Source organism: Kitasatospora sp. NPDC001660 (assembly GCF_053596725.1).
In genome coordinates this window covers 189,645-214,447 of the sequence record NZ_JBSFGU010000006.1, presented here as the reverse complement: position 1 = coordinate 214,447, position 24,803 = coordinate 189,645, and the positions used below count along the sequence as shown (strand labels likewise).

The 24,803-nt window shown below is 72.4% G+C and carries 25 protein-coding genes and 2 pseudogenes; 16 read left to right on the top strand and 11 right to left on the bottom strand.

Going from position 1 to position 24,803, the window contains the following annotated elements:
- Nucleotides 1-76 precede the first annotated feature (76 nt).
- From ACWCXH_RS09505 to ACWCXH_RS09485, 5 genes are all read left to right on the top strand, one after another.
- Nucleotides 77-643, top strand: a complete 567-nt coding sequence (locus ACWCXH_RS09505; protein ID WP_449800779.1) for a TetR/AcrR family transcriptional regulator — start codon at nucleotides 77-79, stop codon at nucleotides 641-643.
- Between the two features lie 53 nt (nucleotides 644-696).
- Nucleotides 697-1,278 carry a DUF4865 family protein gene (locus ACWCXH_RS09500; protein ID WP_449800778.1) on the top strand — a complete coding sequence of 194 codons (582 nt, stop codon included), beginning with the start codon at nucleotides 697-699 and terminating at the stop codon, nucleotides 1,276-1,278.
- A 17-nt stretch (nucleotides 1,279-1,295) separates the two neighbouring features.
- On the top strand, nucleotides 1,296-1,910 hold the full coding sequence (locus tag ACWCXH_RS09495) for a carboxymuconolactone decarboxylase family protein (RefSeq protein ID WP_449800777.1): 615 nt from the start codon (nucleotides 1,296-1,298) through the stop codon (nucleotides 1,908-1,910).
- Nucleotides 1,907-2,839: a phosphotriesterase family protein gene (locus tag ACWCXH_RS09490; protein ID WP_449800776.1), complete on the top strand. Its 933-nt coding sequence runs from the start codon at nucleotides 1,907-1,909 to the stop codon at nucleotides 2,837-2,839. The genes ACWCXH_RS09495 and ACWCXH_RS09490 overlap by 4 nt, the downstream gene beginning before the upstream one ends.
- A 107-nt stretch (nucleotides 2,840-2,946) precedes the next feature.
- Nucleotides 2,947-3,594 (top strand): Pr6Pr family membrane protein, encoded by a 648-nt coding sequence (locus ACWCXH_RS09485; RefSeq protein WP_449800775.1) that lies wholly within the window; start codon nucleotides 2,947-2,949, stop codon nucleotides 3,592-3,594.
- A 100-nt stretch (nucleotides 3,595-3,694) separates the two neighbouring features.
- Here the strand turns inward: ACWCXH_RS09485 and ACWCXH_RS09480 are convergent, their stop codons facing one another.
- Nucleotides 3,695-4,087: a hypothetical protein gene (locus tag ACWCXH_RS09480; protein ID WP_449800774.1), complete on the bottom strand. Its 393-nt coding sequence runs from the start codon at nucleotides 4,085-4,087 to the stop codon at nucleotides 3,695-3,697.
- Between the two features lie 93 nt (nucleotides 4,088-4,180).
- Nucleotides 4,181-5,167 (bottom strand): FHA domain-containing protein, encoded by a 987-nt coding sequence (locus ACWCXH_RS09475; protein WP_449800773.1) that lies wholly within the window; start codon nucleotides 5,165-5,167, stop codon nucleotides 4,181-4,183.
- Between the two features lie 81 nt (nucleotides 5,168-5,248).
- Here ACWCXH_RS09475 and ACWCXH_RS09470 point away from each other — a divergent pair.
- Together ACWCXH_RS09470 and ACWCXH_RS09465 are read left to right on the top strand one after the other, a co-directional pair.
- Nucleotides 5,249-5,371 (top strand): annotated as a pseudogene (locus ACWCXH_RS09470) (GNAT family N-acetyltransferase); the annotation flags it as partial.
- A gap of 189 nt (nucleotides 5,372-5,560) precedes the next feature.
- The gene (locus ACWCXH_RS09465; protein ID WP_449800772.1) at nucleotides 5,561-6,745 is read left to right on the top strand and encodes an alpha/beta hydrolase; all 1,185 of its coding nucleotides are present in this window, start codon (nucleotides 5,561-5,563) and stop codon (nucleotides 6,743-6,745) included.
- Between the two features lie 62 nt (nucleotides 6,746-6,807).
- Here the strand turns inward: ACWCXH_RS09465 and ACWCXH_RS09460 are convergent, their stop codons facing one another.
- Nucleotides 6,808-7,137 (bottom strand): MoaF-related domain-containing protein, encoded by a 330-nt coding sequence (locus ACWCXH_RS09460; RefSeq protein WP_449800771.1) that lies wholly within the window; start codon nucleotides 7,135-7,137, stop codon nucleotides 6,808-6,810.
- An 81-nt stretch (nucleotides 7,138-7,218) separates the two neighbouring features.
- Between ACWCXH_RS09460 and ACWCXH_RS09455 the strand changes: the two genes are divergently transcribed.
- Nucleotides 7,219-7,587 (top strand): hypothetical protein, encoded by a 369-nt coding sequence (locus ACWCXH_RS09455; protein WP_449800770.1) that lies wholly within the window; start codon nucleotides 7,219-7,221, stop codon nucleotides 7,585-7,587.
- Here the strand turns inward: ACWCXH_RS09455 and ACWCXH_RS09450 are convergent.
- Nucleotides 7,559-8,209 (bottom strand): hypothetical protein, encoded by a 651-nt coding sequence (locus ACWCXH_RS09450; protein ID WP_449800769.1) that lies wholly within the window; start codon nucleotides 8,207-8,209, stop codon nucleotides 7,559-7,561. The genes ACWCXH_RS09455 and ACWCXH_RS09450 overlap by 29 nt on opposite strands.
- A gap of 184 nt (nucleotides 8,210-8,393) precedes the next feature.
- On the bottom strand, nucleotides 8,394-9,191 hold the full coding sequence (locus ACWCXH_RS09445) for an IclR family transcriptional regulator (protein WP_449800768.1): 798 nt from the start codon (nucleotides 9,189-9,191) through the stop codon (nucleotides 8,394-8,396).
- 202 nt (nucleotides 9,192-9,393) lie between these two features.
- Between ACWCXH_RS09445 and aceB the strand changes: the two genes are divergently transcribed.
- Both aceB and ACWCXH_RS09435 read left to right on the top strand, forming a co-directional pair.
- A complete protein-coding gene (aceB, locus tag ACWCXH_RS09440) occupies nucleotides 9,394-11,043 on the top strand; it encodes a malate synthase A (RefSeq protein WP_449800767.1) in 1,650 nt (549 codons plus the stop codon).
- A gap of 186 nt (nucleotides 11,044-11,229) precedes the next feature.
- Nucleotides 11,230-11,631, top strand: coding sequence for an allophanate hydrolase-related protein (locus tag ACWCXH_RS09435; RefSeq protein ID WP_449800766.1), 402 nt, complete (start codon nucleotides 11,230-11,232; stop codon nucleotides 11,629-11,631).
- Nucleotides 11,632-11,884: 253 nt separating this feature from the next.
- On the opposite strand, the gene ACWCXH_RS09430 is transcribed toward ACWCXH_RS09435, so the two are convergent.
- From ACWCXH_RS09430 to ACWCXH_RS09405, 6 genes are all read right to left on the bottom strand, one after another.
- Complete coding sequence (locus tag ACWCXH_RS09430) at nucleotides 11,885-13,270, bottom strand: 8-oxoguanine deaminase (RefSeq protein ID WP_449800765.1); 1,386 nt, start codon at nucleotides 13,268-13,270, stop codon at nucleotides 11,885-11,887.
- A 498-nt stretch (nucleotides 13,271-13,768) separates the two neighbouring features.
- Nucleotides 13,769-14,689, bottom strand: coding sequence for a factor-independent urate hydroxylase (gene pucL / locus ACWCXH_RS09425; RefSeq protein ID WP_449800764.1), 921 nt, complete (start codon nucleotides 14,687-14,689; stop codon nucleotides 13,769-13,771).
- A gap of 29 nt (nucleotides 14,690-14,718) precedes the next feature.
- Nucleotides 14,719-15,057: a hydroxyisourate hydrolase gene (gene uraH, locus ACWCXH_RS09420; protein ID WP_449800763.1), complete on the bottom strand. Its 339-nt coding sequence runs from the start codon at nucleotides 15,055-15,057 to the stop codon at nucleotides 14,719-14,721.
- A 149-nt stretch (nucleotides 15,058-15,206) separates the two neighbouring features.
- Nucleotides 15,207-15,710 carry a 2-oxo-4-hydroxy-4-carboxy-5-ureidoimidazoline decarboxylase gene (uraD, locus tag ACWCXH_RS09415; RefSeq protein WP_449800762.1) on the bottom strand — a complete coding sequence of 168 codons (504 nt, stop codon included), beginning with the start codon at nucleotides 15,708-15,710 and terminating at the stop codon, nucleotides 15,207-15,209.
- 215 nt (nucleotides 15,711-15,925) lie between these two features.
- Entirely contained in the window at nucleotides 15,926-16,306 is a 381-nt protein-coding gene (locus ACWCXH_RS09410) for a helix-turn-helix domain-containing protein (RefSeq protein WP_449800761.1), read from the bottom strand.
- Complete coding sequence (locus tag ACWCXH_RS09405) at nucleotides 16,303-16,572, bottom strand: thiamine-binding protein (RefSeq protein WP_449800890.1); 270 nt, start codon at nucleotides 16,570-16,572, stop codon at nucleotides 16,303-16,305. The genes ACWCXH_RS09410 and ACWCXH_RS09405 overlap by 4 nt, the downstream gene beginning before the upstream one ends.
- A gap of 212 nt (nucleotides 16,573-16,784) precedes the next feature.
- On the opposite strand from ACWCXH_RS09405, the gene ACWCXH_RS09400 reads away from it, so the two are divergent.
- The 6 genes and pseudogenes from ACWCXH_RS09400 to ACWCXH_RS09375 all read left to right on the top strand — a co-directional run bounded on the left by ACWCXH_RS09400 (nucleotide 16,785) and on the right by ACWCXH_RS09375 (nucleotide 24,696).
- A complete protein-coding gene (locus ACWCXH_RS09400; protein ID WP_449800760.1) occupies nucleotides 16,785-17,630 on the top strand; it encodes a TIM barrel protein in 846 nt (281 codons plus the stop codon).
- Nucleotides 17,631-17,836: 206 nt separating this feature from the next.
- On the top strand, nucleotides 17,837-18,724 hold the full coding sequence (locus tag ACWCXH_RS09395) for a 2-hydroxy-3-oxopropionate reductase (protein WP_449800759.1): 888 nt from the start codon (nucleotides 17,837-17,839) through the stop codon (nucleotides 18,722-18,724).
- Between the two features lie 409 nt (nucleotides 18,725-19,133).
- Nucleotides 19,134-20,276 (top strand): glycerate kinase, encoded by a 1,143-nt coding sequence (locus ACWCXH_RS09390; protein WP_449800758.1) that lies wholly within the window; start codon nucleotides 19,134-19,136, stop codon nucleotides 20,274-20,276.
- A gap of 175 nt (nucleotides 20,277-20,451) precedes the next feature.
- Nucleotides 20,452-21,882 carry an allantoinase AllB gene (allB, locus tag ACWCXH_RS09385; protein ID WP_449800757.1) on the top strand — a complete coding sequence of 477 codons (1,431 nt, stop codon included), beginning with the start codon at nucleotides 20,452-20,454 and terminating at the stop codon, nucleotides 21,880-21,882.
- 9 nt (nucleotides 21,883-21,891) lie between these two features.
- Nucleotides 21,892-22,938: pseudogene (alc, locus tag ACWCXH_RS09380) on the top strand (allantoicase); the annotation flags it as partial.
- A gap of 297 nt (nucleotides 22,939-23,235) precedes the next feature.
- On the top strand, nucleotides 23,236-24,696 hold the full coding sequence (locus ACWCXH_RS09375) for a catalase (RefSeq protein WP_449800756.1): 1,461 nt from the start codon (nucleotides 23,236-23,238) through the stop codon (nucleotides 24,694-24,696).
- Nucleotides 24,697-24,803 lie beyond the last annotated feature (107 nt).

Here is a 24,803-nt window from a genome sequence, read left to right as displayed (position 1 = left end):
CGGGGCCGGGCACCGTCCGGAGCGTCCGGAGGAAGCCACTGGCACTCTGTACCTACTGGTATGTACAGTGATCGGCATGGCAACCCAGGACCGTCTCATCGAGAGCACCCAGGACCTCCTCTGGGAGCGCGGCTACGTCGGCACCAGCCCCAAGGCCATCCAGCAGCGCGCCGGAGTCGGCCAGGGCAGCATGTACCACCACTTCACCGGCAAGCCCGACCTCGCCGCGACCGCCCTGCGCCGCAGCGCCGAGGAGATGCGCGCCCTCGCGGAGGCCGACCTCACCTCCGGGGGCGGCACCTACGACCGCATCGCCGCCTACCTCCACCGCGACCGCGACGTGATGCGCGGCTGCCGGATCGGCCGAATGGCGCAGGACCCCGACGTCGTCGCCGACCCGCAGTTGCGGGCGCCGGTCGAGGAGACGTTCGACTGGCTGCGCGGCCGGATCGCCGAACTGGTCGCCGAGGGTCAGGCCGCGGGCGAGCTCGTCCCGGGCGTCGACCCGGCGGACACGGCCGCCGCCCTGGTCGCCGTCGTCCAGGGCGGGTACGTGCTGGCTCGCGCGGCCGGCCACGCCGAGCCCTTCGAACAGGCCGTCCGCGGCGCCCTCGCCCTGCTCGCGGCGCACCGGACCGGCTGAGGCCGCCCGAACCAGCCCCCTTTCAGCCCGACTCCGATGGAGGAGAGCCACCCGTGCACGCCATGCAGTACGAGATCACCCTCCCCGCCGACTACGACATGGGGATCATCCACAAGCGCGTCGCCGAGCGGGGTCACCTCCTCGACGCCCACCCCGGCCTCGGCCTCAAGGCGTACCTGGTCCGGGAGCGCGGGCGCGACGGCTCGCCGGTCAACCAGTACGCGCCGTTCTACCTGTGGCGCACGGCCGAGGGCATGAACGGCTTCCTCTGGGGTCCCGGCTTCCGCGGCCTCAGCGCCGACTTCGGCCGCCCCGTCGTTCGGCACTGGCTCGGCGCCGGGCTCGCGCACGAAGCCGCAGCCGCTGTCGACGGACCGACCACCGCCACCCGCCGGACCGTCCGGCTCCCCGAGACCGCCGACCCGGCCGAGGCCGTCGAGCAGGCCCTCGCCGACCTGCCCGTCCATCCCACCCTGCACACCGCCGCCGTCGCGGTCGACCCGAGTCGATGGGAGCTGCTCCACGTCGCCCTCTGGTGCGGCGAGGCCCCCGACGACGCGCCCGGCACCCGCTACCGGGTGCTGCACCTCTCCCGGCCCGAACTCGACCTGCTCCCCGCCGGCCGTCACTGGTGAAAGGATTCGCCGCCCCCATGATGACCACCCCCGCCACCCCCGCCGGCCCCTTCGCGGCCGCGCCGTCCACCACCACCGCGCCCGAGACGCCCGCACGCGAAACGCCCGCACCCGAACCGCTCACGCCCGGGACGCCCGCGCCCGAGTCGCTCGTGCCCGCCGACCTCACCCCCGCCCCGCTCGACCGCGAGGCCGGCTACGCCCTGCTCGCCGATCTCGCCGGTCCGGTCGCCGCGGCCACCCTCGGCGGCCTCGACGGCCTGGCCCCGGGCTTCCCCGACTGGATCGTCACGGCCCTGTTCGGCGGCACCTACCAGCGCCCCGGCCTCGCCCTGCGCGACCGCCAGGTGGCGAACCTGGCCGCCCTCACCGCCCTCGGCGGCGTCGAGCCGCAGCTCGCCGACCACGTCCGCAACAGCCTGCGGATCGGGATGACGCGCGAGGAGATCACCGAGGTGATCGTCCACCTGGCCCCCTACGTCGGGGTCCCCAAGGCTCTGGCCGGCCTCCGGGTGGCCACCGAGACCTTCGCCGAGTCACGGGAGTCGCAGCAGTCACGGCAGCCGCAGCAGGCGCGGCAGGCGCGGCACGCGCGGGACCGGGACATACCACGACAGGAGGCCGACGCATGACCACCGCCGTCCGCGCCGTCCGCACCGCTCGTACGGTCCTGGGCGACCTCGACCCCGCCGAGCTCGGCGTCACCGACTCCCACGACCACCTCTTCATCCGCAGCCCGCTGCTCCCCGGTCAGGAGCTCGACGACCCGGCCGCCGCCGAGGACGTCCTGCGCTCCTTCGCCGAAGCCGGCGGTCGGACGTTCGTCCAGTGGACCCCGCACGGCATGGGCCGCGGCGCCGACGCGCTCGCCGCGCTCTCGCGCGCGACCGGCGTCCACGTGGTCGCCGCCACCGGCGTGCACCAGGCGGCCCACTACCGCTCGGGCGCCCTTCCCGCCCTGTACGACGGACTCGCCGAGCGCTTCACCGCCGAGCTGACCACTGGACTCCCGGGCGCGCCCGAGGGTGTCCGCGCCGGGCTGATCAAGGTCGCCTGCGACGTCGGCGTCAGCACCGCGCACACCCGCCTGGTCATGACGGCCGCCGCCGAGGCCCACCACGCCACCGGCTCCCCGATCACCGTCCACCTCGAACCCGGCGGCGACCCGCACTTCGTGCTGCTCTGGCTCCACGCCCGGCACGGGGTCCCGCTCGACCGGATCGTCCTCGGTCACCTCACCCGCCTGCCCGACGCGCGTCTGCACCGCGAACTCGCCGCCGAAGGGGTCTACTTGGCCCTGGACAGCCCCTCGCGGGCCGGCCACCCGGAGGACCACCAGGCCTTCGACCTCATCGCCGACCTCGTCGACGCGGGCCACGCCGACCGGCTGCTCCTCGGCGCCGACACCACCACCCGCACCGCCCGCCGCGCCGACGGCCCCACCCGGCTGCTCACCGACCTCGCCCCGCGCCTCGGCCGTACGTTCGGCCCCGAACTCCCCGAACTGCTCCTTACCACCAACCCGGCGGCCGCCTTCGCCGCTGACTGGCGCACCCCCTGAGCCCACCGCTCACAGCCCCGCCCCTCCTGTGGCCGACTCCGCCCACCCGGGTTTCAATCCGAGTGACCCCGACGGACCACGCCACCCCCAGAGAGGCGGCCCCGACGATGCACTCGTGGCTAGCTCCCGCCCGGCTCGCCGTCGCCGCGTTCGCGGCCGTCGCCCTCGGCTTCTCCGGCTACCGCGCCGCGACCGGCGCCACCGGGTTGGTGAACTACTTCAGCTACTTCACCAATCTCGGCAACATGGCCGCGATCGTCGTCCTGGCGCTCGGCGGACTGGCGGGCCTGACCGGCCGCCGTCCCGTGCCCGACCTGGTGCGCGGGGCGGTCGTGCTCTACCTGGCGATCACCGGTCTGGTCTACGGCACCGTGCTCGCCGAGTACCCGGCGCAGCTGACGATCCCGTGGGTGAACGACGTGCTCCACCGCGCGATGCCGCTCCTCGTGCTCGCCGACTGGCTGATCGACCCGCCGGCGCAACGCCTGCGCGCGAGGGCGGCGCTGTGGTGGCTGGGGTTCCCGCTGGTCTACCTCGTCTACACGCTGCTCCGCGGCTGGGCCGTCGACTGGTACCCGTACCCGTTCCTCGACCCGGGTGTGCACGGCGGCTACGGGCGGGTGGCCGGTGCGTGCTTCCTGACGACGGGGGCGTTCGTCCTCGTCGGGGCGGCGATCCGGGCGGTCGGCAACGCCCTCGCCGCCCGCCGCGACACCGCGCCGCGAGGCCGCCGCGCCCACGCCCCTACCGGCTGAGGAGGACCGGTCGGCCGCACCATCGGGGCAGCGCCGCCGCAGGACACTGCACCGCCGCAGGAGAAGCACCACTGCAAGGACAGCAGCCGGCCTCTCCGCCTCACAGGCCGATCGCGTGCAGAACCGGCTGCCCGGCCGCGCCCAGCCAGCCGGCCAGCGCTGCGACGGCCCCGAACAGGCCGGTGCCGGCCCTCAGCGCGGCCCCAGTGGCGCCGAGCAGCCGGGTGATCCGGGAGAGCCGGTCCGCGACGGCCGCCCGGTCCGGCTCGGGTGCGGCGGCCTCGCGGTCCAGCGCGTCCAGTTCCGCCTCGACCTGCGGCGCCACCGACGGCGGGGGCGGCTGCGCCTCGACGGCTGTGCGCAGTTGCCCGACCAATCCGCGCAACTCCTGGGCACCGACCGTCAACCGGCCTGACTGTCCGTCGTGGATGGTCTGGTCCCGGCCGACGTTGTTGATCGTCCCAGCCTGCTGGTTGCCGACGTTGAAGACCATGGACGCGCCTCCCGTCAAAGCTCTCCGGACTGAGCTCTGCGGACTCATCCGGCCGGACTCGTCTGGCCGGACTCGTCTCGCCGGACTCACTGTTCACGACGATGGCGGCGGGTACCGCAACCGCCGGTTCTCCTCGTCCTCGAAGCGCCGCCGCCGCGAGGTGGTCACGACGTGCAGGACGATCCCGACGAGCAGGAGCAGGAGACCGATCGCCGCCGCCGCGAAGCCGATCGCACCGACAGGGACGCCTCCGACCTTCGGCCCGAGCAGGTTGGGCACCGAGTAGTCCGGCTCGCCGGACTGCACCGCGTCGCTCGTCTTCGAGATGAAGCTGAACAGTGCCCACCCGTAGACCCCGCCACCGGCGAAGAACAGCAGGAACCCGGCGAGCACCAGGTGACGGGCCCGGGTGCGGGTGGCCGCGACCTCGCGGAAGAAGCTCTCCCGCCGGGCCTGCATGACGTAGTAGTACTGGCTGTTGTACTGGTTCCCGCCGACGTTGCTGAGGTTCCCTTCGGCCTTCTGCCGCTCGACGTCGTAGCGGGGTCCGGCGCCCGGCACAGCCGACGACGCGCCCCGCTCCGGCACCGACGGCATCGGCGACGGCATCGGCGGCCGCTCGGACGGCATCGGCGGCACCGCCTCGGGCACGTCCCGCGCCGGCTCCGGCGCCGGCCCCGACATCTGCGTGAGCGCCGCCGTGCCGCTGTGCGCCGCCCCCGCCTCCGCCCCCTGGCCGGGAACGGTGTCGTCCGGGGCGCGCGGCTCCTCGTAGTGCACCTCGAACGGCCCGAAGTCGATCACGTCTCCGGTGTGCAGCACCTCCTGCCCGTGCAGCGGGTGACCGTTCAGCAGGGTGCCGTTGGTGGAGTCCAGGTCCTCGACCGAAGTGTGCCCGTCCGACCGCCACACCATCGCGTGGCGCCGACTGACCCCGGGTTCGCTCACGTGGATCTGGCACCCCGTGCCCCGGCCGACCAGCATCGGGCGGTCGGCGACGACGTACACCTCACCGCGCAGCCGCTCCGGGCTGTCGACGACGAGACGCGGCAAGGTCTGTTGCTGTGGAGCCGGGCCCATGGCACGACCTCCTGCCGGAGAGTCCCTCACCTCCAGTAAAGGCCACGCCGGCCGGTCGGCACACCCCCTACCGTGGCGGTCATGGTGACTTTGCGGGTGCTCACGACCGACGACTGGCCGCTCTGGCGCGATCTGCGCCTCGCGGCGCTCGCCGATGCGCCGTCCGCTTTCAAGGCCCGCCTCGCGGACTGGGACCGCGGCGGTGGCCGGCAGCGAACAGATGGCAGATTTCAGATAACAGATTTCAGAGTTTGTTATCTGAAATCTGTTATCTGTCACCAGGAACTCCGGCCCGCTAGGGTGGAAGATCGCGCCCCGACGGGGAACCGGGGAAGGTGCCCCGGATGTCTTAGCGGCGGGGGCGTGAGTTCGAGGCGTGGGAGCAAGTAGGACATGGGTCTGACGAGCCACAAGGTGCTGGCGCTGACCGTATTGATCGCCGTCGTGATGATGGCCGGCACGGTCTGGCTGTGGCCCAGACTCGCCAGGAAGACCTGGCAGGCGGTGCTCGGCCGGATCGGCGCGCTGCTCGCCACCCAGCTCGCCGTGCTCGCCGCGCTCGGCCTCGTGGCCAACAACTACTTCTCCTTCTACAGCAGTTGGGACGACCTCGTCGGCACCGGCGACAACCGCCCGGTGGTGATCCACAACAAGGCGGACGCCTCCGGCCGGCTGCTCGTGGAGACGATCGGCCACGCCTCCGTCCAGGGCGGCGGCGCGATGGGCCGCGAGCCCGCCAAGTCCGGCGAGATCCGCAAGGTGCGGATCGACGGCAAGCTCACCCGGCTGTCCACCGAGGGCTACGTCTACCTCCCGCCGCAGTACTTCCAGCCCGAGTACGCGCAGCACCAGTTCCCGGCCGTGATCGTCAGCACCGGCTTCCCCGGGCAGGCCGAGAACCTGATCACGCGGTTCAACTACCCGGGCGCCGCGCTCAAGCTGCTCCAGGAGGGGAAGATGCAGCCGACCGTCATGGTCCTCATGCGCCCCTCGCCCGCCCTCCCGCAGGACACCGAGTGCGAGGACATCCCCGGCGGCGCGCAGTCCGACACCTACTTCACGAAGGACGTCCCCGCGGCGATCCAGGCGAGCTTCCGGGTCTCCGCCGACCCGCAGGCCTGGGCCTTCATGGGCAACTCCACCGGCGGCTACTGCGCGGTCAAGCTCGCCATGCGCCACCCGGACGTCTTCCCGACCGCCGTCTCCCTGTCCGGTTACTACCGCGCCGCCGAGGACCCGACCACCGGCGACCTCTTCGGCGCCAGCCAGCAGCGCCGCAACGAGGCCGACCTGACGTGGCGGCTCAAGAACCTGCCGCAGCCGAAGGCGTCCGTCCTGCTGGCGGGCACCAAGCAGGGCGACGGCGACTACAAGCGCGAAACCGAGGCCTTCATCGAGTCGGTGCGGAGCCCGGGCCCGATGAAGGTCTCGTACAGCATGCTGGAGACCGGCGGCCACAACTTCGAGACGTGGACCAGGCTGCTGCCGTCCTCGCTGGAGTGGCTGTCCCAGCACCTCAGGGTCCCGGACCAGCCGGGCCGGCCGGCTCAGCCGGACCAGCCCGTCCCGACGGCCTGACGGTCACGAGAGGCGCTCACCGGAAGCGGTCACAGGGTCGGCGCGAGCCGCGCCGGCCCGGCTCAGGCCACCCGCTCCAGGGTCCCCGTGTGGAGCTCGCCGACCCGGCCGCCCTCGCCCTCGAACGTCCAGAACGCACACACCGTCAGCCGGCCCAGGTCCATCACGTGGCTGACGGTGATGCCGCTCTGCTCGGTCCAGCTGACGAAGTACACCTCGGGTGCGACCTCGGCGACGTGCAGCTCCACGTCCTCCCACTGGCCCGCCGACTCGCCGAGGCCCTCCCACCGCAGCCGCTTGCCGTCGACCGAGTAGGCGTTGCGGAAGGCTGCGCCGTTGTCGGCCCGGAAGAGGTAGGTGCGGCCGGCGAAGGCGGGCAGGGGCGCGGTCATGGTGTGGCGGTTCCTCGTCTCTGCGGGATGCTTCTGCGGGATGTCCGTACGGGACGTCCGTGCGGGATGGTCGCGGCGCTCTTGTGCACCGCGGTGGAGGCCGAACCTCCAATTTATCCGATCGGGCGAGCCGGCACGGCCGCAGCCGGTCAGGACCGGTGGACGACCTACTGCGGTGGCCAGGGCTTCTACACCTCGGGCCTGGGCGTCCAGGCGGCCATCGACACAGGTTCGCTGATCGCGCCGCTGCAGCGGGCCGGGATCACGTCCTCCGTGCCCGCCTACGTCCTCGCGGGCAGCGCGGCCGACCTCCCCGGAGTGCTCGACGAGAACCGGGGACCGGGCGACGGCATCGTGTTCACCGCCAGCGCGCTCGACACCACAGGCATCGGGACGGTCGGCGGCAGCCGGCACCTGCGGATCAACCGGCAGCCGTCTCGACCACCTTGATCTCGAACGGCTGCCGGTGACCGCTCCCGCCCGGGTCGTCCGCGCTGCGCACCGCGACCGACCCGCCGCCGAGGAGGCCCACCGGCACGTCGGGGGAGAGCCGTACCGGGATGAGCGCGGTCGCGCTGCGTCCCTCCCGCAGGCCCGGACCGAAGACGCAGCGCACCTGGTGGCCCCGCTCGACCACCGCGCAGTCGTCGGGGAAGAACGGGCCCTGCGGCGTCACCCCGTCCGGCAGGGTGACCAGGACGGTGAACGCCGGGGCCGTGTTCGGGCCCTGGTTGGCGACGAAGGCGTGCACGGTGGTCGTGCCGCCGGGCGGGGCGGCGTCCGGGTCGATATGGACCACCTCCAGGTGTGAGTGCGAGGGGGCGAGCGGCACGAGCTGCACGGCCGGACGGGGGTCGGGCCGCCGCAGCGCCCAGGACGGCCCGGCCGCCAGCACCGCCACCGCGCACCCGGCCGCGACGGCCGCCGTCATCACGGCCGCGCCGGACCCGTCCCTGCGGTGCTCGTCCCTGACGTACCGGTCCCTGCGGTACTCGTCCCTGACGTACCCGTCCCTGCGGTGCTCGTCCCTGACGTACCCGTCCCGCAGGCCCGTGCGCGTGCTGCGCCCCATCGCCGTTCACCGTGCCCTCGAACTCCGGCCGCCCGCGCCGTCGCGAGCCGCGTCCGCACCAGGGTGGCCGAGCGGCGGGTGGCCTTCACCGCAACCCGCCCTCCGTCCGCCCGAACGGAGGAGCGCGCGCACAGGAAGTCGACCGAGCCGACTTCCCGTGCACGACACGTCAACTGGCTGTCCGTCAGGGGGCGAGGACCTGCCCCAGGCGGGCCGCGATCTTGTGCATCACCGGCACGAGCGACGACGCGCCGTCCTGCTCCTCCAGCGCCCGGATGCGGGCCTCCGGGCCGGAGACCGAGAGGGCGGTGGGCGTCGGCGCGCCCGGGACGGCGAGCGCGATGCAGCGCACCCCGATCTCCTGTTCCTGGTCGTCGACGACGTACCCGCGCTCGCGCGCCTCGGCCAGCTGGCGCATCAGTTCGTGCGGGTCGGTGACGGTGTACTCGGTGTGCGCGGGCAGCGGGTTGGGGCCGAGGACGGCGCGTGCCTCGTCCTCGGGCAGCTGGGCGAGCAGCGCCTTGCCGACGCCGGTGCAGTGCGGCTGCACCCGCCGGCCGACCTCGGTGAACATCCGCATCGAGCGGCGCGACTGCACCTGCCCGACGTAGACCACCTCGCCGCCCTCCAGGACCGCCAGGTTGGCGGTCTCGCCGGTGGCCTCCATCAGCTCGGCCAGGTACGGGCGGGCCCAGCTGCCGAGGAGGCGGCCGGCCGTCTCGCCGAGGCGGATCAGCCGGGGGCCGAGGGTGTAGCGGCGGGCGGTGTCCTGGCGGACGTAGCCCTGCTGTACGAGCGTGCGGACCAGGCGGTGGATGGTCGGCATCGGCAGGCCGGAGGCGGTGGAGAGCTCGCTGAGCGTGGCCACGCCGCCGGAGTCGGCCAGCGCCTCCAGGAGCTGGAAGGCGCGTTCGACGGACTGCACGCCGCCGCTCGCGCGGTCGGCACCCGTCGTCGATGCTGTGTCGGGGGTCGCAACCACCGGCGTTCCCTTCGCTGTCGGGGAGGAGTAGAGTCCCCGCGATCAGCTCAACAAACCGTTGAAATTCTGTATCGCGGAAACTAGTCTCCACCTTACAGAATCGAACTCGCCGACAGGTGGGTTCCGATCAGCGAAGTTCCCCAAAGAGGCTCCCACCGGAGCTCCCGTCGCCAGGCTCAACCGTCTTAGGAGTGTCCTGCTCATGGCCACAGATCAGGGACCCGGCGTCTCCCCCGCCGCTCCGGTCGTCACTGTCGCCGGTCCGCGCGTCCACCGGGCGGAGGAGGTGCTCACTCCGGAGGCGGTCGCCTTCGTCGTCGGCCTCCACCGCGCGTTCGAGGGCCGCCGGCAGGAGCTCCTCGCCCGGCGCAAGGCCCGGCGCGCCGAGATCGCGAAGGCGGGCACGCTGGACTTCCTCCCGGAGACCGCCGACGTCCGCGCCGGCGACTGGAAGGTCGCCGAGGCGCCCCGGGCCCTCCAGGACCGCCGGGTCGAGATCACCGGGCCCACCGACCGGAAGATGGTGATCAACGCCCTCAACTCCGGCGCGAGGATCTGGCTCGCCGACTTCGAGGACGCCACCTCCCCGACCTGGGAGAACGTCGTCAGTGGCCAGATCAACCTGATCGACGCCTACGAGGGCCGGATCGACTTCACCAGTGACGCCGGCAAGGCCTACACCCTCAAGCCCGCCGCCGAACTCGCCACCGTCGTGGTCCGCCCGCGCGGCTGGCACCTGGACGAGAACCACCTGCTCGTCGACGGCGTCCCGGTGGCCGGCGCGTTCTTCGACTTCGGCCTCTACTTCTTCCACAACGCCGCCCGGCTGCTCGCCAGGGGCGCCGAGGACCCCAACTCCGGCCCGTACTTCTACCTCCCGAAGACCGAGAGCCACCTCGAAGCCCGGCTCTGGAACGACGTGTTCACGCACGCCCAGGCCCGGCTCGGCATCCCGCACGGCACCATCCGCGCGACCGTCCTGATCGAGACCATCACCGCCGCGTTCGAGATGGACGAGATCCTCCACGAGCTCCGCGACCACGCCGCCGGCCTCAACGCCGGGCGCTGGGACTACCTGTTCTCCATCGTCAAGAACTTCCGCGACGCCGGCGAGCACTACATCCTGCCGGACCGCAACAGCGTCACCATGGCCTCGCCGTTCATGGCCGCCTACACCCGCCTGCTGGTGCAGACCTGCCACCGGCGCGGCGCCCACGCGATCGGCGGCATGGCCGCGTTCATCCCCAGCCGCAAGGACCCCGAGGTCAACGCGGCCGCCCTGGAGAAGGTCAGGGCCGACAAGGACCGCGAGGCCGGCAACGGCTTCGACGGCTCCTGGGTCGCCCACCCGGACCTCGTCGCGGTCGCCCGCGCCTGCTTCGACGCCGTGCTCGGCGATCGGCCCAACCAGAAGGACAACCCCGGGCCGTCCGAGCCGGTCACCGCCGCGCAGCTGCTCGACATCGCCGGCGCCGGCGGCACCTGCACCCACGCCGGACTGCACAACGCCGTCCAGGTCGGCATCCGCTACATCGAGGCGTGGCTGCGCGGCCTCGGCGCCGTCGGCATCTTCAACATGATGGAGGACGCCGCCACCGCCGAGATCTCCCGTTCGCAGATCTGGCAGTGGATCCACAACGGCGTCGTGCTCTCCGACACCGGGGAGAAGGCCACCGCCGAGCTGGTGCGCGGCCTGGTCGCCACGGAGCTGGCCGAGCTCCGCGCCGAGCTGGGCGAGGCGGTCTACGCCGGCGGGCGCTGGCGCGAGGCCGCCCAGCTCTTCGAACAGGTCGCCCTGGCCGAGGAGTTCGCGGACTTCCTGACCCTCCCCGCGCTTCCCCTGCTGGGCTGAGCCCAACCTATCCACCGGCGCCACCGCCGCACGCCTGCCGCGGTGGTGCATCCCGGTGGCCCACTACTCCGTTCCGTACGGCGACGAATCCACCTGTCCTCTCGTCGTCGTACGGAACGGTCTTTTGTCACGGCCTCTTTGCGCAGTCTCTTTGTCACGGTCTACGTCCTCGTGAGGAGTTCATCCATGGCGCGCATCTTCTTCAACGGTCAGGCGATGGTCGGCGGACCGTTCCACGCCAAGGTCGCCGACGCCCTGATCGGCCCGGCCCGGACCGCCCCCGGCTACCGCTTCTTCTCCATCGACCACAGTGGCGGGACGGACGTCTGCCCGGGGCTGCTGGCCGACCCGGGCGTGGACACCGCGATCGACGGCGAGCTGTACGACATCAGCCTGGAGCGCCTGCGGGACGTCATCCTGCCCGGCGAGCCGCGCGAACTGGAGCTCGGCGTGATCGAGCTGGAGGACGGCTCGGCGTGCCTGTCGATGCTGCTCGCCCGGGGCGAGCTGGAGCGCGGCGTGCACCGCGAGATCACCCATCACGGCGGCTGGCGGGCCTATCTGGCGACGCTGGGGCGTACGGCCTGAAGGTGAAGCGAGTAACGGTGGACGAATGACAGTGAACGAATGACAGCGAACAGATAACAGGTGACAGATTACGAAAGTTGTTATCTGTTCGCTGTCATCTGTCTCCCTCTTGACGACACGCCGCGGCCCCGAACCCTCGCCGTGGGTTCGGGGCCGCGGTCCGCAGGCCATGCCGGGCCTGCGGAGTCCGGGTCACGCACCGTCCCTGGGCGGCCCGGAGTACAGGGAGCGGGAGAGGAGCGGTACCGGCCCGTCAGACCGGCCGGGCCGCCAGCTCCTTCGCGGCGCGGGCGCAGTCGCGGGCGATGCGGTCCTCGTTGACGGTGGTCAGCTGGCCCTTCTCGACGACGGCGTTGCCGTTGACGAACAGGACGGACAGCGGCGGCAGCGCGCCGAAGGTGAGGGCGGCCACCGGGTCGGCGATCGACGAGTGCATGATGCCGTCGATCTTCCACAGCGCGAGGTCGGCGAGCTTGCCCGGCTCGATGGAGCCGATCTCGTTCTGCCGGCCGAGCACCCGTGCGCCGCCCATGGTGCCGAGGCGCAGCGCCTGGCGCCCGGTCAGGGCGGTCGGGTAGCCGTGCAGGCGGTTGATGAGCAGGGCGTTGCGCAGCTCGGTGCCGAGCTCGCCGGACTCGTTGGACGCGGTGCCGTCGACGCCGAGGCCGACCGGCACGCCGGCCTTGATCATGTCGGGCACGCGCGCGATGCCGGCCGCCAGGCGGGCGTTGGAGGACGGGCAGTGGGCGACGCCGGTCCCGGTCTCGGCGAACTTGGCGATGTCGGAGTCGTTCATGTGGACGCAGTGCGCCATCCACACGTCCTCGCCGAGCCAGCCGACCGACTCGAAGTAGTCGGTCGGGCCCATGCCGAACAACTCCTTGCAGAACTGCTCCTCCTCGGCGGTCTCCGAGCCGTGGGTGTGCAGCCGGACGCCCTTGCGGCGGGCGAGTTCGGCGGACTGCCGGAGCAGGTCGGTGGAGACGGAGAACGGCGAGCAGGGCGCGATGGCGACGTGCAGCATCGAGCCGAAGGAGGCGTCGTGGTACTTGTCGACGGCGGCCTCGGAGGCGGCGAGGATGTCGTCGAGTTCCTCGACGGCGTGGTCCGGGGGCAGGCCGCCGTCCTTCTTGCCGCGGTCCATGGAGCCGCGCAGCGCGGTGAAGCGCAGGCCGAGCTCCTGGACGGCCTCGACGGAGGCGCCGAGGACGTCGCCGCCGTCCTTCGGGAACACGTAGTGGTGGTCGGAGGCCGTGGTGCAGCCGGACTTGAGGAGCGCGGCGGCGGATCCCTGGCTGGCGGCGTGGACGAGCTTCTCGTCGATGCGGGCCCAGGTGGGGTAGAGGGCGACGAGCCAGTCGAACAGGATGTCGTCCTGGGCGAGGCCGCGGGTGATCCACTGGTAGAAGTGGTGGTGGGTGTTGACCAGGCCGGGGGTGACGAGGTGGCCCTCGGCGTTGATCCGGCGCACGACGTTGTCCAGCCAGGCGGGGGCGGGGCCGTTGCCGACCGACTCGATGGTGTTGCCGAGGATGACCACGTGGCCGCGGGCGTACTCGGTGTCGTTGGCGTCGACGGTCGCGATGGCGGCGTTCTCGATGACGATCCGCTGGTCGGCGGGTGGGGGCTGGACTGCCATGGTGTTACTCCTATGGGGGAGGGCGGGAGCGGTGCCGCGCGCAGGCGCCCTTGGCGGGGCGGCGGCGGGCGGCAGGCGGGGGCGTGTCGAGCGGGCACGCCCCCACCCCGCCGTTCAGGACGGTGTCACCGTCGGCACCGTCGTGCCGGCGGTGGAACCGCCGTCGGTGGTGCTGGTGTTGCTGGGTGCCATGTCGAGCCCCTCTTGTGCCCGTGGCTCCCGGCGCGCCCGTGGCGCTGGAGGCTGCCGGATACTTCCCTGGCCGAGGGCGGGACGGCGGTGCGGGAGTCCCTCGGTCGGCCTCTCCAGTGCCCCGGGCCGGCCGCCGTGAGGCAGGCACGAACTCCGGTTGGTGGGGGTGGAGAAACACGTGGAACAGGTGGTGGCAGGGGTGTTGCAAGGGGTGCTGCTTCCCGCCCGGACTCGGCCGGTCACTGGGGGCCGGCGGGTGCGGCGAATCCGGGCGGTGTTCATGGGGGGTCCGTCCGTGGGGGCGGGTCAGACGACCGGGATGACCGGGACGACGCCCTCGCGGTGCACGGTGCCCTCGATGAGGCCGTACATGCGGTCCGCGGCGTAGTAGACCTCGTTGTCGTTCTTGAGGCCGAACGGCTCCAGGTCGACGAGGAAGTGGTGCTTGTTGGGCAGCTCCAGGCGGACCTCGTCCACCTCGGCGCGGTTGTTGAGGACCCGGGTGCCCATCGAGTGCAGGGTCTGCTGCAGCGAGTAGGAGTAGGTCTCGGCGAAGGCCTCCAGCAGGTGCCGCTTCACGTGGGTGTAGGAGCGGTTCCAGTTGGGCTGGGCCTCGCCGTCACGGCCGCTGTAGCCGTACTTCCAGCGGGCCGTCACCTGGGTGGCGAGGATGCGGTCGTACGCCTCCTGGAGGGTGGTGTACTTGTCCTTGATGTAGCCCCAGAACTCCGAGTTGGTGGAGTTCATGACGATGAGGTCCTTGAGGCCGGAGATGACCTGGACGGACTCGCCGTCGTAGACGACCTCGGTGGTGCGGGTCTCCTGGCCGTTGCGGACGAAGGAGTGGCCGACCTCCTCGGAGCCGATGAAGCGGGCCGAGTTGTCCGGGGTCTTGATCCGGTTCCAGGCGTACTCCTCGATCCGGATGCGGGCGCTGTGGACGACGCCGCGCTCGGTGTTGTCGACGAAGTGGCGCGCCAGGATGATGCCGAAGGCCTCGGCCGACTCGATCCCGTACTCCTTGGCGAAGGCGTACACGGTGTTCTTGGTGGTGTCGGTGGGGAGGCAGTTGGCGTTGGAACCGGTGAGGTGGACGTCCTCGAACTCGCCCTGGAGGGAGACCGAGACGTTCAGGTCCTTGATCTCGTGCCGGGTGGAGTCGCGGTAGACGCGTACGATGCGGTTCTCCGCCTTGCCGTACTGGTTCTGACCGAGCACGTGGGCCATGACTTGGCTCCTAGAGCTTCCAGGTCGGTCTACTGGCTTCCGCGGTAGACCGAGTATCCGAACGGGTTCAGCAGCAGCGGCACGTGGTAGTGGTGCTGCGCGGGCGCGACCGTGAAGACGATCGAGACCTCGGGGAAGAACGGCGTCTCCTCGGACTTCGGCGCGTAGTAGGCGCTCGTGTCGAAGAGCAGCCGGACGACCGAGCCCGCCTCCACGGCCGGCAGGTCCTTGGCCCGGCCGTCGGAGTCCGTGGCGGAGGTGCCGAGCACCGTCCAGCCACCCTCGGTGTGCAGTGCGAGCTCGACCGGGACACCCTCGGCCGGGCGGCCGAGGCTGGTGTCGAGCACGTGGGTGGAGATGCCAGTCATGGGTGAAGTGACCTTACTGATGGCAGATGCGGGGATGCGTCGACGAAGGCGGGGAGCCCTGTGAACGGAAATGACGGTACGTCAGAAGTGCGGCTTCCGATCGGATGTCGGTCGATCCGGAACGATGCTGACGATACGTCAGAATGTGCTCAGGACTCGTCGAGCAGCCGGTTGATGCGGATGTCGTTGATCTTGCGTAGTTCGCCCCGGACGATCTCCGCCTCGGCGGCGGGGTCGTTGGGGTGGCGCTCGCGCAGGGCGGCGAGCATGGCGGCCGCGGTACGGCCGGTCGCGCAGATCAGGAACACGTGGCCGAACTTCGCCTCGTAGGCGGCGTTGGCCTCGTGCAGTTCATCGAGGAGCGCTCGGTCCGCGCCCTGGATGCCGGCCTGCTCCCGTTCGGAGGTGGCGTCGCCCGCCTCGGGCCTGCCGATCCGGGCGTGGCCGGCCATCGCGTCGTGCAGGTCCGCGACCGTCAGCGACTCCATCGCCGCCGCGTTGGCGGCGAGCAGGGCGCTGCGGTCCGACCAGGGCTTGGCCTGCGCGACCGCGGCGGCCCAGCGGGGGCTGGAGCAGATCTCCAGCAGGATCGCCTCAAGCTCGGCGGCGTCGGCCGCCGCGAGGGTGTCGAGGGCGTGGGGGTGGTTGGTCACGGGTGGACCTCCTGAAGAGTGGTGCCACCCGCACAAGCTAGATCGGCCCCACCCGGCCGTCAACACTTTGTTGAACGGTTGGTGGTTACGTTTTGGGCCGGCCCGCGTTACCGGGCCGTTTCGTGTGCGATTCGCCGAGTGTGCCCCGCCGGAGGGCGACCCGCACTGGACCGCACCGGCGGGGCTGCCCGTTTTCGCGAGGCCGCGCCGGGGGCTCAGGACGACTTCGAGCCGTCCTGGCGGTTGAGGTAGTTGTACACGGTGAAGCGGCTGACGCCGAGCGCCGAGGCGACGGTCTCGACCCCGTGGCGGACGGTGAAGGCGCCGCGCTCCTCCAGGAGGGCGACGACCCGCTGCTTTTCCCCGCGGTCGAGCTCGGCCAGCGGTCGGCCGTCGAACTGGCGGGTCATCTCGGCCAGCAGCCGGTCCAGTGCGCTGCTCAGGTGCGGCAGCCGGACGGCGAGCGCCGGGGCGCCCTCCCACTCCAGGACGACGTCCTCGGCCTTCGCCTCGTCCAGCGGGACGGGCGTCGCGCCGACCGCGTCCAGCAGCGGCTTTATCGCCGCGGCGAGCGGGTGTTCCGCGTGCCCGGTCACGGCGCACCGCCCTCCTCGCCCGCGTGGCCGCCCCCGCTGTCGCCCAGCACGCTGACCTGGACCGAGATCCGGGTCGCGCCGGCGTCCAGGGTCTCCCGGAGCAGTCTGGTCACCGCGGTGAGGACCTGGTCGGCCTCGCCCTCGGCGCCGGTCCCGAAGGGTCCGACCGAGACGGCCAGGCCGGCCTCGTCGACCACCTTGCGGGCCGCCGCGGCGTGCTCCGGGAACGTGTCCAGTTCGAACGGTTCTGTCGTGAACTCCACCATCAATCGCACCTGCTCACTGTAGCGAGCGGGGTGGGGCGAGGCAGGCCCTGGGTGATCGGACGGCGGCGGGCCCCGGGGGCGGGCGTTTCCGGGCCACTTCAACAAATTGTTGCGACGGCCTTGACAGTCGATCGGCGGGCCGGAGATGCTTCCACCACGCAGAATCCTTCTTCCGGATCGTGGAAGTTGAGGATGTCGGAAGAGAGTGAGAGGTGAGTGACGTGACGGCCGCTTCCCGGCACAGCTTCACGGTCAACCTGTCGATCCTGTTCGGCGAACTCCCGCTGCTGGAGCGCCCGGCCGCGGCCGCCGCCGCCGGCTTCACGGCCGCCGAGCTGTGGTGGCCCTTCGGCGAGGAGCACGACCCGTCGCAGGCCGAGCTGGACGCGCTCCGCAAGGCCTTCACCGACGCGGGCGTACGGCTCACCGGCCTCAACTTCCTGGACGACCTGAGCAGGGGCGTCCGCGGTACGGTCTCGGTGCCGGCCGACAAGGAACGGTTCCGGGCCAACGTCCCGGTCGCCGCCGAGCTCGCCGCCTCGCTCGGCGCCACCGCGCTCAACGCGCTGTACGGCAACCGGGTCGAGGGCGTCGACCCGGCCGAGCAGGACGAACTCGCCCTGGAGAACCTGGTGCTGGCCGCGAAGGCCGCGCACGGGGTCGGCGCGATCCTGCTGGTCGAGGCCCTGAACGTGGTCGAGTCCCCGGACTACCCGCTGGTCTCCGCGCCCGCCGCGATCGAGGTCGTCGACAAGGTCAACGCGGCCACCGGCCTCGGCAACGCCAAGTTCCTGTGCGACCTCTACCACCTGGCCAGGAACGGCGAGGACCTGGCGGCCGTCATCGACACCTGCGCCGACCGTATCGGCCACGTGCAGATCGCCGACAACCCGGGCCGGGGCGAGCCCGGCACCGGCGGGCTGGACTTCGAGGACCTCTTCGCCCGGCTCACCGCCGTCGGCTACACCGGCTCGATCGGCCTGGAGTACCGCCCCTCCACCGGCGTCAGTGCCGACAGCTTCGCGTGGCTGCCGCGCGAGCACCGCGCCGCGAAGTAGCCACCACCCGTGAAGTAACCACTGCGCGGTGAACCAACCACTGCGCGGTGAACCAACCACCGCTCCGTGAACCAGCAACTGCGCCGCGAAGTAGTCACCGGGCCACGAAGTAGCCACTGCGCCGCGAAGTCGCGCGAAGCAAGCGCGGTCCGGGCCCGCCACCCGGCCACCCTGCCCTCCCCACCTACGTACAAAGGAACGACGCGATGAGCCGCAAGATCGCCTTCGTCGGCCTCGGCATCATGGGCAAGCCCATGGCCGTCAACCTGGTCAAGGCCGGGCACGACGTCACCGGTTTCGACCTCTCCCAGGCCTCGATCGACGCCGTCGTGGCGGCCGGGGGCCGGGGCGGCGCCAGCATCGCCGACGCGGTGAGGGACGCCGAGGTGGTCATCACCATGGTCCCGGCCGACCCGCACGTCGAGGCGGTCATCCTCGGCGAGGGCGGCGTGCTGGAGAACGTGAAGGCCGGCACCCTCGTGATCGACATGTCCTCGATCACCCCGCAGACCTCCATCAAGGTCGGCAAGGCCGCCGTGGAGAAGGGCGTGCGCGCCCTGGACGCCCCGGTGTCCGGCGGCGAGGCCGGCGCGATCGAGGCCGTCCTGTCGATCATGGTCGGCGGCGAGGCCGCGGACTTCGCCGAGGCGAAGCCGCTGTTCGACGCGCTCGGCACCACGGTCGTCCACGTCGGCCCGTCCGGCGCCGGCCAGACCGTCAAGGCCGCCAACCAGCTGATCGTGGCCGTCAACATCCAGGTCCTGGCCGAGGCCGTGGTCTTCCTGGAGAACGCGGGCGTCGACCTCGCCGCCGCGCTCGACGTGCTCGGCGGCGGCCTGGCCGGCTCGACCGTGCTCAACCGCAAGAAGGCGAACATGCTGCGCCGCGAGTTCGCCCCCGGCTTCCGGATCGACCTGCACCACAAGGACATGGGCATCGTCACCGACGCCGCCCGCGCCGTGGGCGCCGCGCTGCCGGTCGGCGCCGTGGTGGCCCAGCTGGTCGCCTCCGCCCGCGCCAACGGCGACGGCTCGCTCGACCACTCGGCGCTGCTGCGCGGCGTCGAGCGGCTCTCGGGCCGCGAGGTCGAGTAACCCGCCGGGCTCCCCGAAGGGGGCCCGGACAGACTCCTCCTGGTGGCGTGTACCTATCCGGTCGTGCCCGCGCCACCAGGAGGCCAGGCCCGACCGGCAGCCGGGCCGGGGCTCATCCGCCCGCCTGCCGGTCGACCCAGCCGGTGACGCGCCCTCCCTGTCGGGGGCACTTCGGTCGTGCCTGTGGCGCGTCGCCCGGCCCCCTCCCTGCCGAGGGGAGCCCCTCGTACGTCGGAAGCGGGACGAGGGGAACGGCGGGAGGGGGCCGCTCCCCGGCCGCCCGGCGCGCAGCCCAAGGGGGCCGCACCCCGGCCACCCGGCATTGTCCGGGAAGGGGATGGCACCCCGGAGCCACCCGGGCACAAGCTTGAAGAACCAGCCGCACCCGTACGGAAGTGAGGACCGCGCCATGCCCGCCACCCCCCACCAGGGCCATGTGGTCGTAGCTCCCGACAAGTTCAAGGGCACCCTGGAGGGGGCCGAGGTCGCCGCCCGCATCGCCGCCGGCATCCGCCGCGCCGCGCCCGGCACGGAGGTGCGCGAACTGCCCGTCGCGGACGGAGGCGAGGGCACCCTGGCTGCCGCGCTCGCGGCCGGCTTCACCCGCGTCCCGGCCAAGGTGGCCGGCCCGACCGGCCTGCCGGTGGACGCCGCGCTCGCCGTGCGGGACGACACCGCCGTGGTCGAGCTGGCGCAGGCCTCCGGGCTCGCCCGGCTCCCCGGTGGCCGCACCGCCCCGCTCGAGGCCGGCTCCTACGGGGTCGGCCAGCTGATCGGCCGGGCGGTCGCGCTCGGCGCCAGGCGGATCGTGCTCGGCCTCGGCGGCAGCGCCTGCACCGACGGCGGCGCGGGCATGGTCCAGGCACTCGGCGTCAGCCTGTGCGACCGCGACGGCACCGAACTCGCCCCCGGCGGCGCGGCACTGCGCAAGTTGGCGCGGATCGAGCTCGGCCCGCTGGCCGACGCGCTGGCCGGCGTCGAGGTCGTCGTCGCCTGTGACGTGGACAACCCGCTGCTCGGCCCGCGCGGCGCCACCGCCGTCTACGGCCCGCAGAAGGGTGCGGACGGTGACGACCTGGTGGTCCTCGAGGAGGGCCTGACCCGCTTCGCGGACAAGGTGGCCGAGGCCACCGGACGGGACGTGCGCGAGGCCCCCGGCGCCGGGGCCGCGGGCGGGGTGGGCTTCGCCGCCCTCGCCCTGCTCGGCGCCACCATGCGACCCGGTATCGAGCTGCTGCTCGAACTGCTGGGTTTCGACGAGGCCGTGCGTGGGGCGCGCCTCGTCGTCACCGGCGAGGGCTGCCTGGACGCTCAGACGCTCCACGGCAAGGCCCCCGCCGGCGTCGCCGCGGCGGCCACTCGGGCGGGGGTTCGGGTGGCCGCCGTGGCGGGGCGGCTGGAGCTGTCCGAGAACGAGTGGCGCTCCGCCGGCTTCGCGGCCGCGGTCGCGCTCACCGACCTGGCCGAACAACCGGGGGACAGCATGGCCAGGGCCGCCGAGCTGGCCGAGGTCGCGGGGGAGCGGCTGGCCGGGGCGCTGCTCACCGGCTGAACACGTGCACACCCGTACGCGTGAACGCCCGGACGCGCGAACGCTCGTGCGTTCCTCCATTGACGTTTTGTTGAAGGCGGGCCTAGGCTCCCGGCAATTCCTTCGGTTCCTTCCTTCTCCGACTGCCCACTGCGGCGTTCCCGCATCCCCGACTCCCAGGTTTCGGAGGTCCCCCATGCCTGTCAGCCAGCCCACGGTGATCCGCTCCCGGCGGGTGGTCCTGCCCGACGGAGAGCGCCCCGCGGACGTGCTGATCCGGGACGGGAAGATCGCGCAGATCGCCGCGCACGGCTCGCTGCTCGTCGGAGACCAGCAGCTCGTCGACCTCGGCGACACCGCGCTGCTCCCCGGCCTGGTCGACACCCACGTGCACGTCAACGAGCCCGGCCGCACCGAGTGGGAGGGCTTCGCCACCGCCACCCGGGCCGCCGCGGCCGGCGGCGTCACCACGATCATCGACATGCCGCTCAACTCCGTCCCGCCCACCACCACGGTGGAGGGCCTCGCCGTCAAGCGGAAGGCCGCCGACGGCCAGGCCTGGGTCGACCTCGGCTTCTGGGGCGGCGCGATCCCCGGCAACGTCGCCGACCTCGAACCCCTGCACCGCGAGGGCGTGTTCGGCTTCAAGAGCTTCCTCGCCCCCTCCGGCGTCGACGAGTTCCCGCACGTCGAACCGGCCGACCTGGAGGCCGCCCTGGCCGAGCAGGCCCGGATCGGCGCCCTCGCGATCATCCATGCCGAGGACCCGGCCGTCCTCGCCGCCGCCCCGCAGCAACCCGGCGTCCACTACCGGGACTTCCTCGCCTCCCGCCCCGCCGACGCGGAGACCGCGGCCGTCGCCCGGCTGCTCGCGGCGCTGTACAGGACCGGCGCCCAGCGCACCGGCGCCCGCGTCCACATCCTGCACGTCTCCTCCGCCGCCGTCCTGCCGCTGCTGCGCCAGGCCCGCGAGGACGGCGTGCGGGTGACCGCGGAGACCTGCCCGCACTACCTGACCCTCGCGGCCGAGCAGGTGCCGGACGGCGACACCGCGTTCAAGTGCTGCCCGCCGATCCGCGACGAGTCCAACCGCGACGCGCTCTGGGAGGCCCTGGCGGCGGGCGAGTTCATCGCCGTCGTCTCCGACCACTCGCCGTCCACCCCCGACCTCAAACTGCTGCCCGCGCACGGTGGCAGCGGCGACTTCGCCGCGGCCTGGGGCGGCATCGCCTCCCTCCAGCTCGGCCTGCCCGCCGTCTGGACCGAGGCCCGCCGCCGCGGCCACACGCTCGCCGACGTCGTCCGCTGGATGGCCGCCGGACCGGCCGAACTGGCCGGCCTCACCGGCACCAAGGGCGCCATCGCGGTGGGCCGCGACGCGGACCTGGTCGCCTTCGACCCGGACGGCGAATTCGCCGTCCATGCCAACGAGTTGCACCACCGCAACCCCGTGACCCCGTACGCCGGACGGACGTTGACCGGAGCCGTGCGCACCACCTGGCTGCGGGGCCGGGCGGTGGACACCGCCGCCGAGCCCTTCGGCCGGCAGCTCACCCGCCCGGCCGCGTCGGCCGCCGCCCCGTGCGCCGCCACCTCTGCCGACTCCGCTCCGTCCGACTCGAACTGAGGAGACGACGTGACCACCGCCGACACCCCGAGCGCTCCCTTCACCGAGCTGGTCAACCTGGCCTCCCGGCTGCTGGGCGCGGGCGTCGTCGCCACCAACGAGGACACCTTCGCCGACGCCGAGAACCTGCTGGTCGCCAAGCCCGCCGAGTTCCGCCCGCACACCTTCGGCCACAAGGGCCAGATCATGGACGGCTGGGAGTCCAAGCGCCGCCGCGGCGTCTGCGCCGACCAGCCGCACCCCACCGACCAGGACCACGACTGGACGATCGTCCGGCTCGGCGCGGGCGGCGTGATCCGCGGCGTGATCGTCGACACCGCCCACTTCACCGGCAACTACCCGGAGAGCGCCTCCGTCGAGGCCGCGTCCGTCCCCGGCCACCCCTCGCCCGAGGAGGTGCAGGCCGCCGAGTGGACGACGCTGGTGCCGCGCACCGGGCTCAAGGGCGACACCGTCCACGAGTTCGCCGTCGAGGACGACACCCGCTACACCCACGTGCGGCTCAACATCTTCCCGGACGGCGGCGTCGCGCGGCTGCGCGTGCACGGCGAGGTGCTGCCCGACCCGCGCGAACTGGACGGCCTGACCTTCGACCTCGCGGCCCAGGAGTACGGCGGCGTGGCCGAGGCGGCGTCCGACCGCTACTTCTCCTCCCCGCACAATCTGAACGCTCCCGGCCGAGCCTCCGTCATGGGCGAGGGCTGGGAGACCCGGCGTCGGCGTGACAAGGCCAACGACTGGGTGCAGATCGCCCTGGCCGGGGGTGGTGAGGTCCTGGCCGCCGAGGTGGACACCACCCACTTCGTCGCCAACGCCCCCGGCTGGGCCGACCTCGTCGGCTTCGACGCCTCCACCGGGCAGGACCCGGCGGACGGCGAGTGGTTCGAGATCCTGCCCCGCACCCGCCTGCAGCCCGACACCCGGCACCGCCTGCGGCTCGACGTCGGCCGCCCGGTCACCCACGTGCGCATCAACGTCTACCCGGACGGCGGCCTCGCCCGCCTGCGGCTCACCGGCCGGCTCACCGAGGCGGGCCGCGCGGCCCTCGCGCTGCGCTGGTTCAACGCCGTCCCGGCCGCCGAGGCCGCCGCCGCGCTCACCGAGGCCGGCCTGAGCGCCGACGAGGCCGCCGCGCTGAGCGCCGCCCGTCCGCTCGCCGACCCGGCCGCGGTCACCGCCGCCGTCGCCGCGCTCCAGCCGGCCGACGGCCCCGACGGCGAGCACTCCTCCCGGCGCCGATCGGCGCTCTGGCGCCTGCTCGGCGTCTGAGGCCCGCTCGGCGTCCGAGGCTCCCACGGCCCCCGTCTCCCCCCTCTTCACGCACCGCCTGCATCGACACCTGAAGGACCCTCCATGTCCAAGATCCTGACCACGGAGTCCGGCGCCCCGGTCGCCGACAACCAGAACTCGGCCTCGGCCGGCGAGTACGGACCGCTGCTGATCCAGGACCAGCAGCTGCTGGAGAAGCTCGCCCGCTTCAACCGCGAGCGCATCCCGGAGCGCGTCGTGCACGCCCGCGGCTCCGGCGCCTACGGCTACTTCGAGGTCACCGACGAGGTCTCGCAGTACACCCGGGCGGACTTCCTCTCCGCGGTCGGCAAGCGCACCGAGGTCTTCCTGCGCTTCTCCACCGTGGCCGGCAACCTGGGTTCCGGCGACGCGGTGCGCGACCCGCGCGGCTTCGCGCTGAAGTTCTACACCGAGGAGGGCAACTACGACCTCGTCGGCAACAACACCCCGGTGTTCTTCATCAAGGACCCGGTCAAGTTCCCCGACTTCATCCACTCGCAGAAGCGCGACCCGTACACGGGCGTGCAGGAGGCGGACAACGTCTGGGACTTCTGGGCCCACTCGCCGGCCTCGACCCACCAGATCACCTGGCTGTTCGGCGACCGCGGCATCCCGGCCTCCTACCGGCACATGAACGGCTACGGCTCGCACACCTACCAGTGGGTCAACGCGGGCGGCGACGCGTACTGGGTGAAGTACCACTTCAAGACCAACCAGGGCGTCCGTTCCCTGGACGGCGACCAGTCCGCCGAGGTGCTCGGCGCCGACGCCGACTCGCACCAGCGCGACCTGCACCAGGCCATCGAGCGGGGCGTGTTCCCGTCCTGGACCCTCTACGTCCAGCTGATGCCGGTCGCCGAGGCCGCGGACTACCGATTCAACCCCTTCGACCTCACCAAGGTGTGGCCGCACGCCGACTACCCGCTGGTCAAGGTCGGCCGTCTGGTGCTCAACAAGAACCCGGAGAACGTCTTCGCGGACGTCGAGCAGTCCGCGTTCTCGCCGAACAACTTCGTGCCCGGCATCGGACCGTCCCCGGACAAGATGCTCCAGGGGCGCCTGTTCGCCTACGCCGACGCCCAGCGCTACCGCCTCGGCGTCAACCACACCCAGCTGCCGGTCAACGCGCCGCGTGCCACGGAGGCGAACAACTACGGCCGCGACGGCCTCCACGCCGTCAACAAGGCCGGCCGTGGCAAGAACTACGAGCCCAACTCGTACGACGGCCCGGCGCAGACCGACAACGCGCTCGCCGCGCCGGTCAGGCTGGACGGCCGCACCGGCACCTACACCACGCCGGCCCACGCCAAGGACGACGACTTCTTCCAGGCCGGCGAGCTGTACCGGCTCATGTCGCAGGGCGAGAGGACCCGACTGATCAACAACATCGCGGGCTTCCTGGCCCAGGTGACGCGCGACGACATCGTCGAGAAGAACCTGGCCCACTTCCACGCCGCCGACGAGGAGTACGGCGCCCGCCTGGAGGCCGCCGTCGCCAAGCTCCGGGCGGGCGACGAGGGCTGACGGTCCGGCGTCGCCGGAGCCCCTTCTCCACCCTCGCCGGCCGCCGGGGTCCGCACTCCGGCGGCCGCACGACGGGCCCCTCCTCCCGGGCAGTGGGGGAGGGGCCC

Excerpts from the sequence above, each read along its gene's own strand:
- ACWCXH_RS09435 (WP_449800766.1), top strand. The coding sequence starts at position 11,230 with ATGGCGCGCATCTTCTTCAACGGTCAGGCGATGGTCGGCGGACCGTTC.
- aceB (WP_449800767.1), top strand. The coding sequence starts at position 9,394 with ATGGCCACAGATCAGGGACCCGGCGTCTCCCCCGCCGCTCCGGTCGTC.
- allB (WP_449800757.1), top strand. The coding sequence starts at position 20,452 with ATGCCTGTCAGCCAGCCCACGGTGATCCGCTCCCGGCGGGTGGTCCTG.
- ACWCXH_RS09460 (WP_449800771.1), bottom strand. The coding sequence starts at position 7,137 with ATGACCGCGCCCCTGCCCGCCTTCGCCGGCCGCACCTACCTCTTCCGG.
- ACWCXH_RS09375 (WP_449800756.1), top strand. The coding sequence starts at position 23,236 with ATGTCCAAGATCCTGACCACGGAGTCCGGCGCCCCGGTCGCCGACAAC.
- ACWCXH_RS09480 (WP_449800774.1), bottom strand. The coding sequence starts at position 4,087 with ATGGTCTTCAACGTCGGCAACCAGCAGGCTGGGACGATCAACAACGTC.
- ACWCXH_RS09485 (WP_449800775.1), top strand. The coding sequence starts at position 2,947 with ATGCACTCGTGGCTAGCTCCCGCCCGGCTCGCCGTCGCCGCGTTCGCG.
- ACWCXH_RS09390 (WP_449800758.1), top strand. The coding sequence starts at position 19,134 with ATGCCCGCCACCCCCCACCAGGGCCATGTGGTCGTAGCTCCCGACAAG.
- ACWCXH_RS09490 (WP_449800776.1), top strand. The coding sequence starts at position 1,907 with ATGACCACCGCCGTCCGCGCCGTCCGCACCGCTCGTACGGTCCTGGGC.
- ACWCXH_RS09395 (WP_449800759.1), top strand. The coding sequence starts at position 17,837 with ATGAGCCGCAAGATCGCCTTCGTCGGCCTCGGCATCATGGGCAAGCCC.
- ACWCXH_RS09405 (WP_449800890.1), bottom strand. The coding sequence starts at position 16,572 with ATGGTGGAGTTCACGACAGAACCGTTCGAACTGGACACGTTCCCGGAG.
- pucL (WP_449800764.1), bottom strand. The coding sequence starts at position 14,689 with ATGGCCCACGTGCTCGGTCAGAACCAGTACGGCAAGGCGGAGAACCGC.
- ACWCXH_RS09465 (WP_449800772.1), top strand. The coding sequence starts at position 5,561 with ATGGGTCTGACGAGCCACAAGGTGCTGGCGCTGACCGTATTGATCGCC.
- ACWCXH_RS09430 (WP_449800765.1), bottom strand. The coding sequence starts at position 13,270 with ATGGCAGTCCAGCCCCCACCCGCCGACCAGCGGATCGTCATCGAGAAC.
- ACWCXH_RS09495 (WP_449800777.1), top strand. The coding sequence starts at position 1,296 with ATGATGACCACCCCCGCCACCCCCGCCGGCCCCTTCGCGGCCGCGCCG.
- uraH (WP_449800763.1), bottom strand. The coding sequence starts at position 15,057 with ATGACTGGCATCTCCACCCACGTGCTCGACACCAGCCTCGGCCGCCCG.
- ACWCXH_RS09505 (WP_449800779.1), top strand. The coding sequence starts at position 77 with ATGGCAACCCAGGACCGTCTCATCGAGAGCACCCAGGACCTCCTCTGG.
- ACWCXH_RS09475 (WP_449800773.1), bottom strand. The coding sequence starts at position 5,167 with ATGGGCCCGGCTCCACAGCAACAGACCTTGCCGCGTCTCGTCGTCGAC.
- ACWCXH_RS09450 (WP_449800769.1), bottom strand. The coding sequence starts at position 8,209 with ATGGGGCGCAGCACGCGCACGGGCCTGCGGGACGGGTACGTCAGGGAC.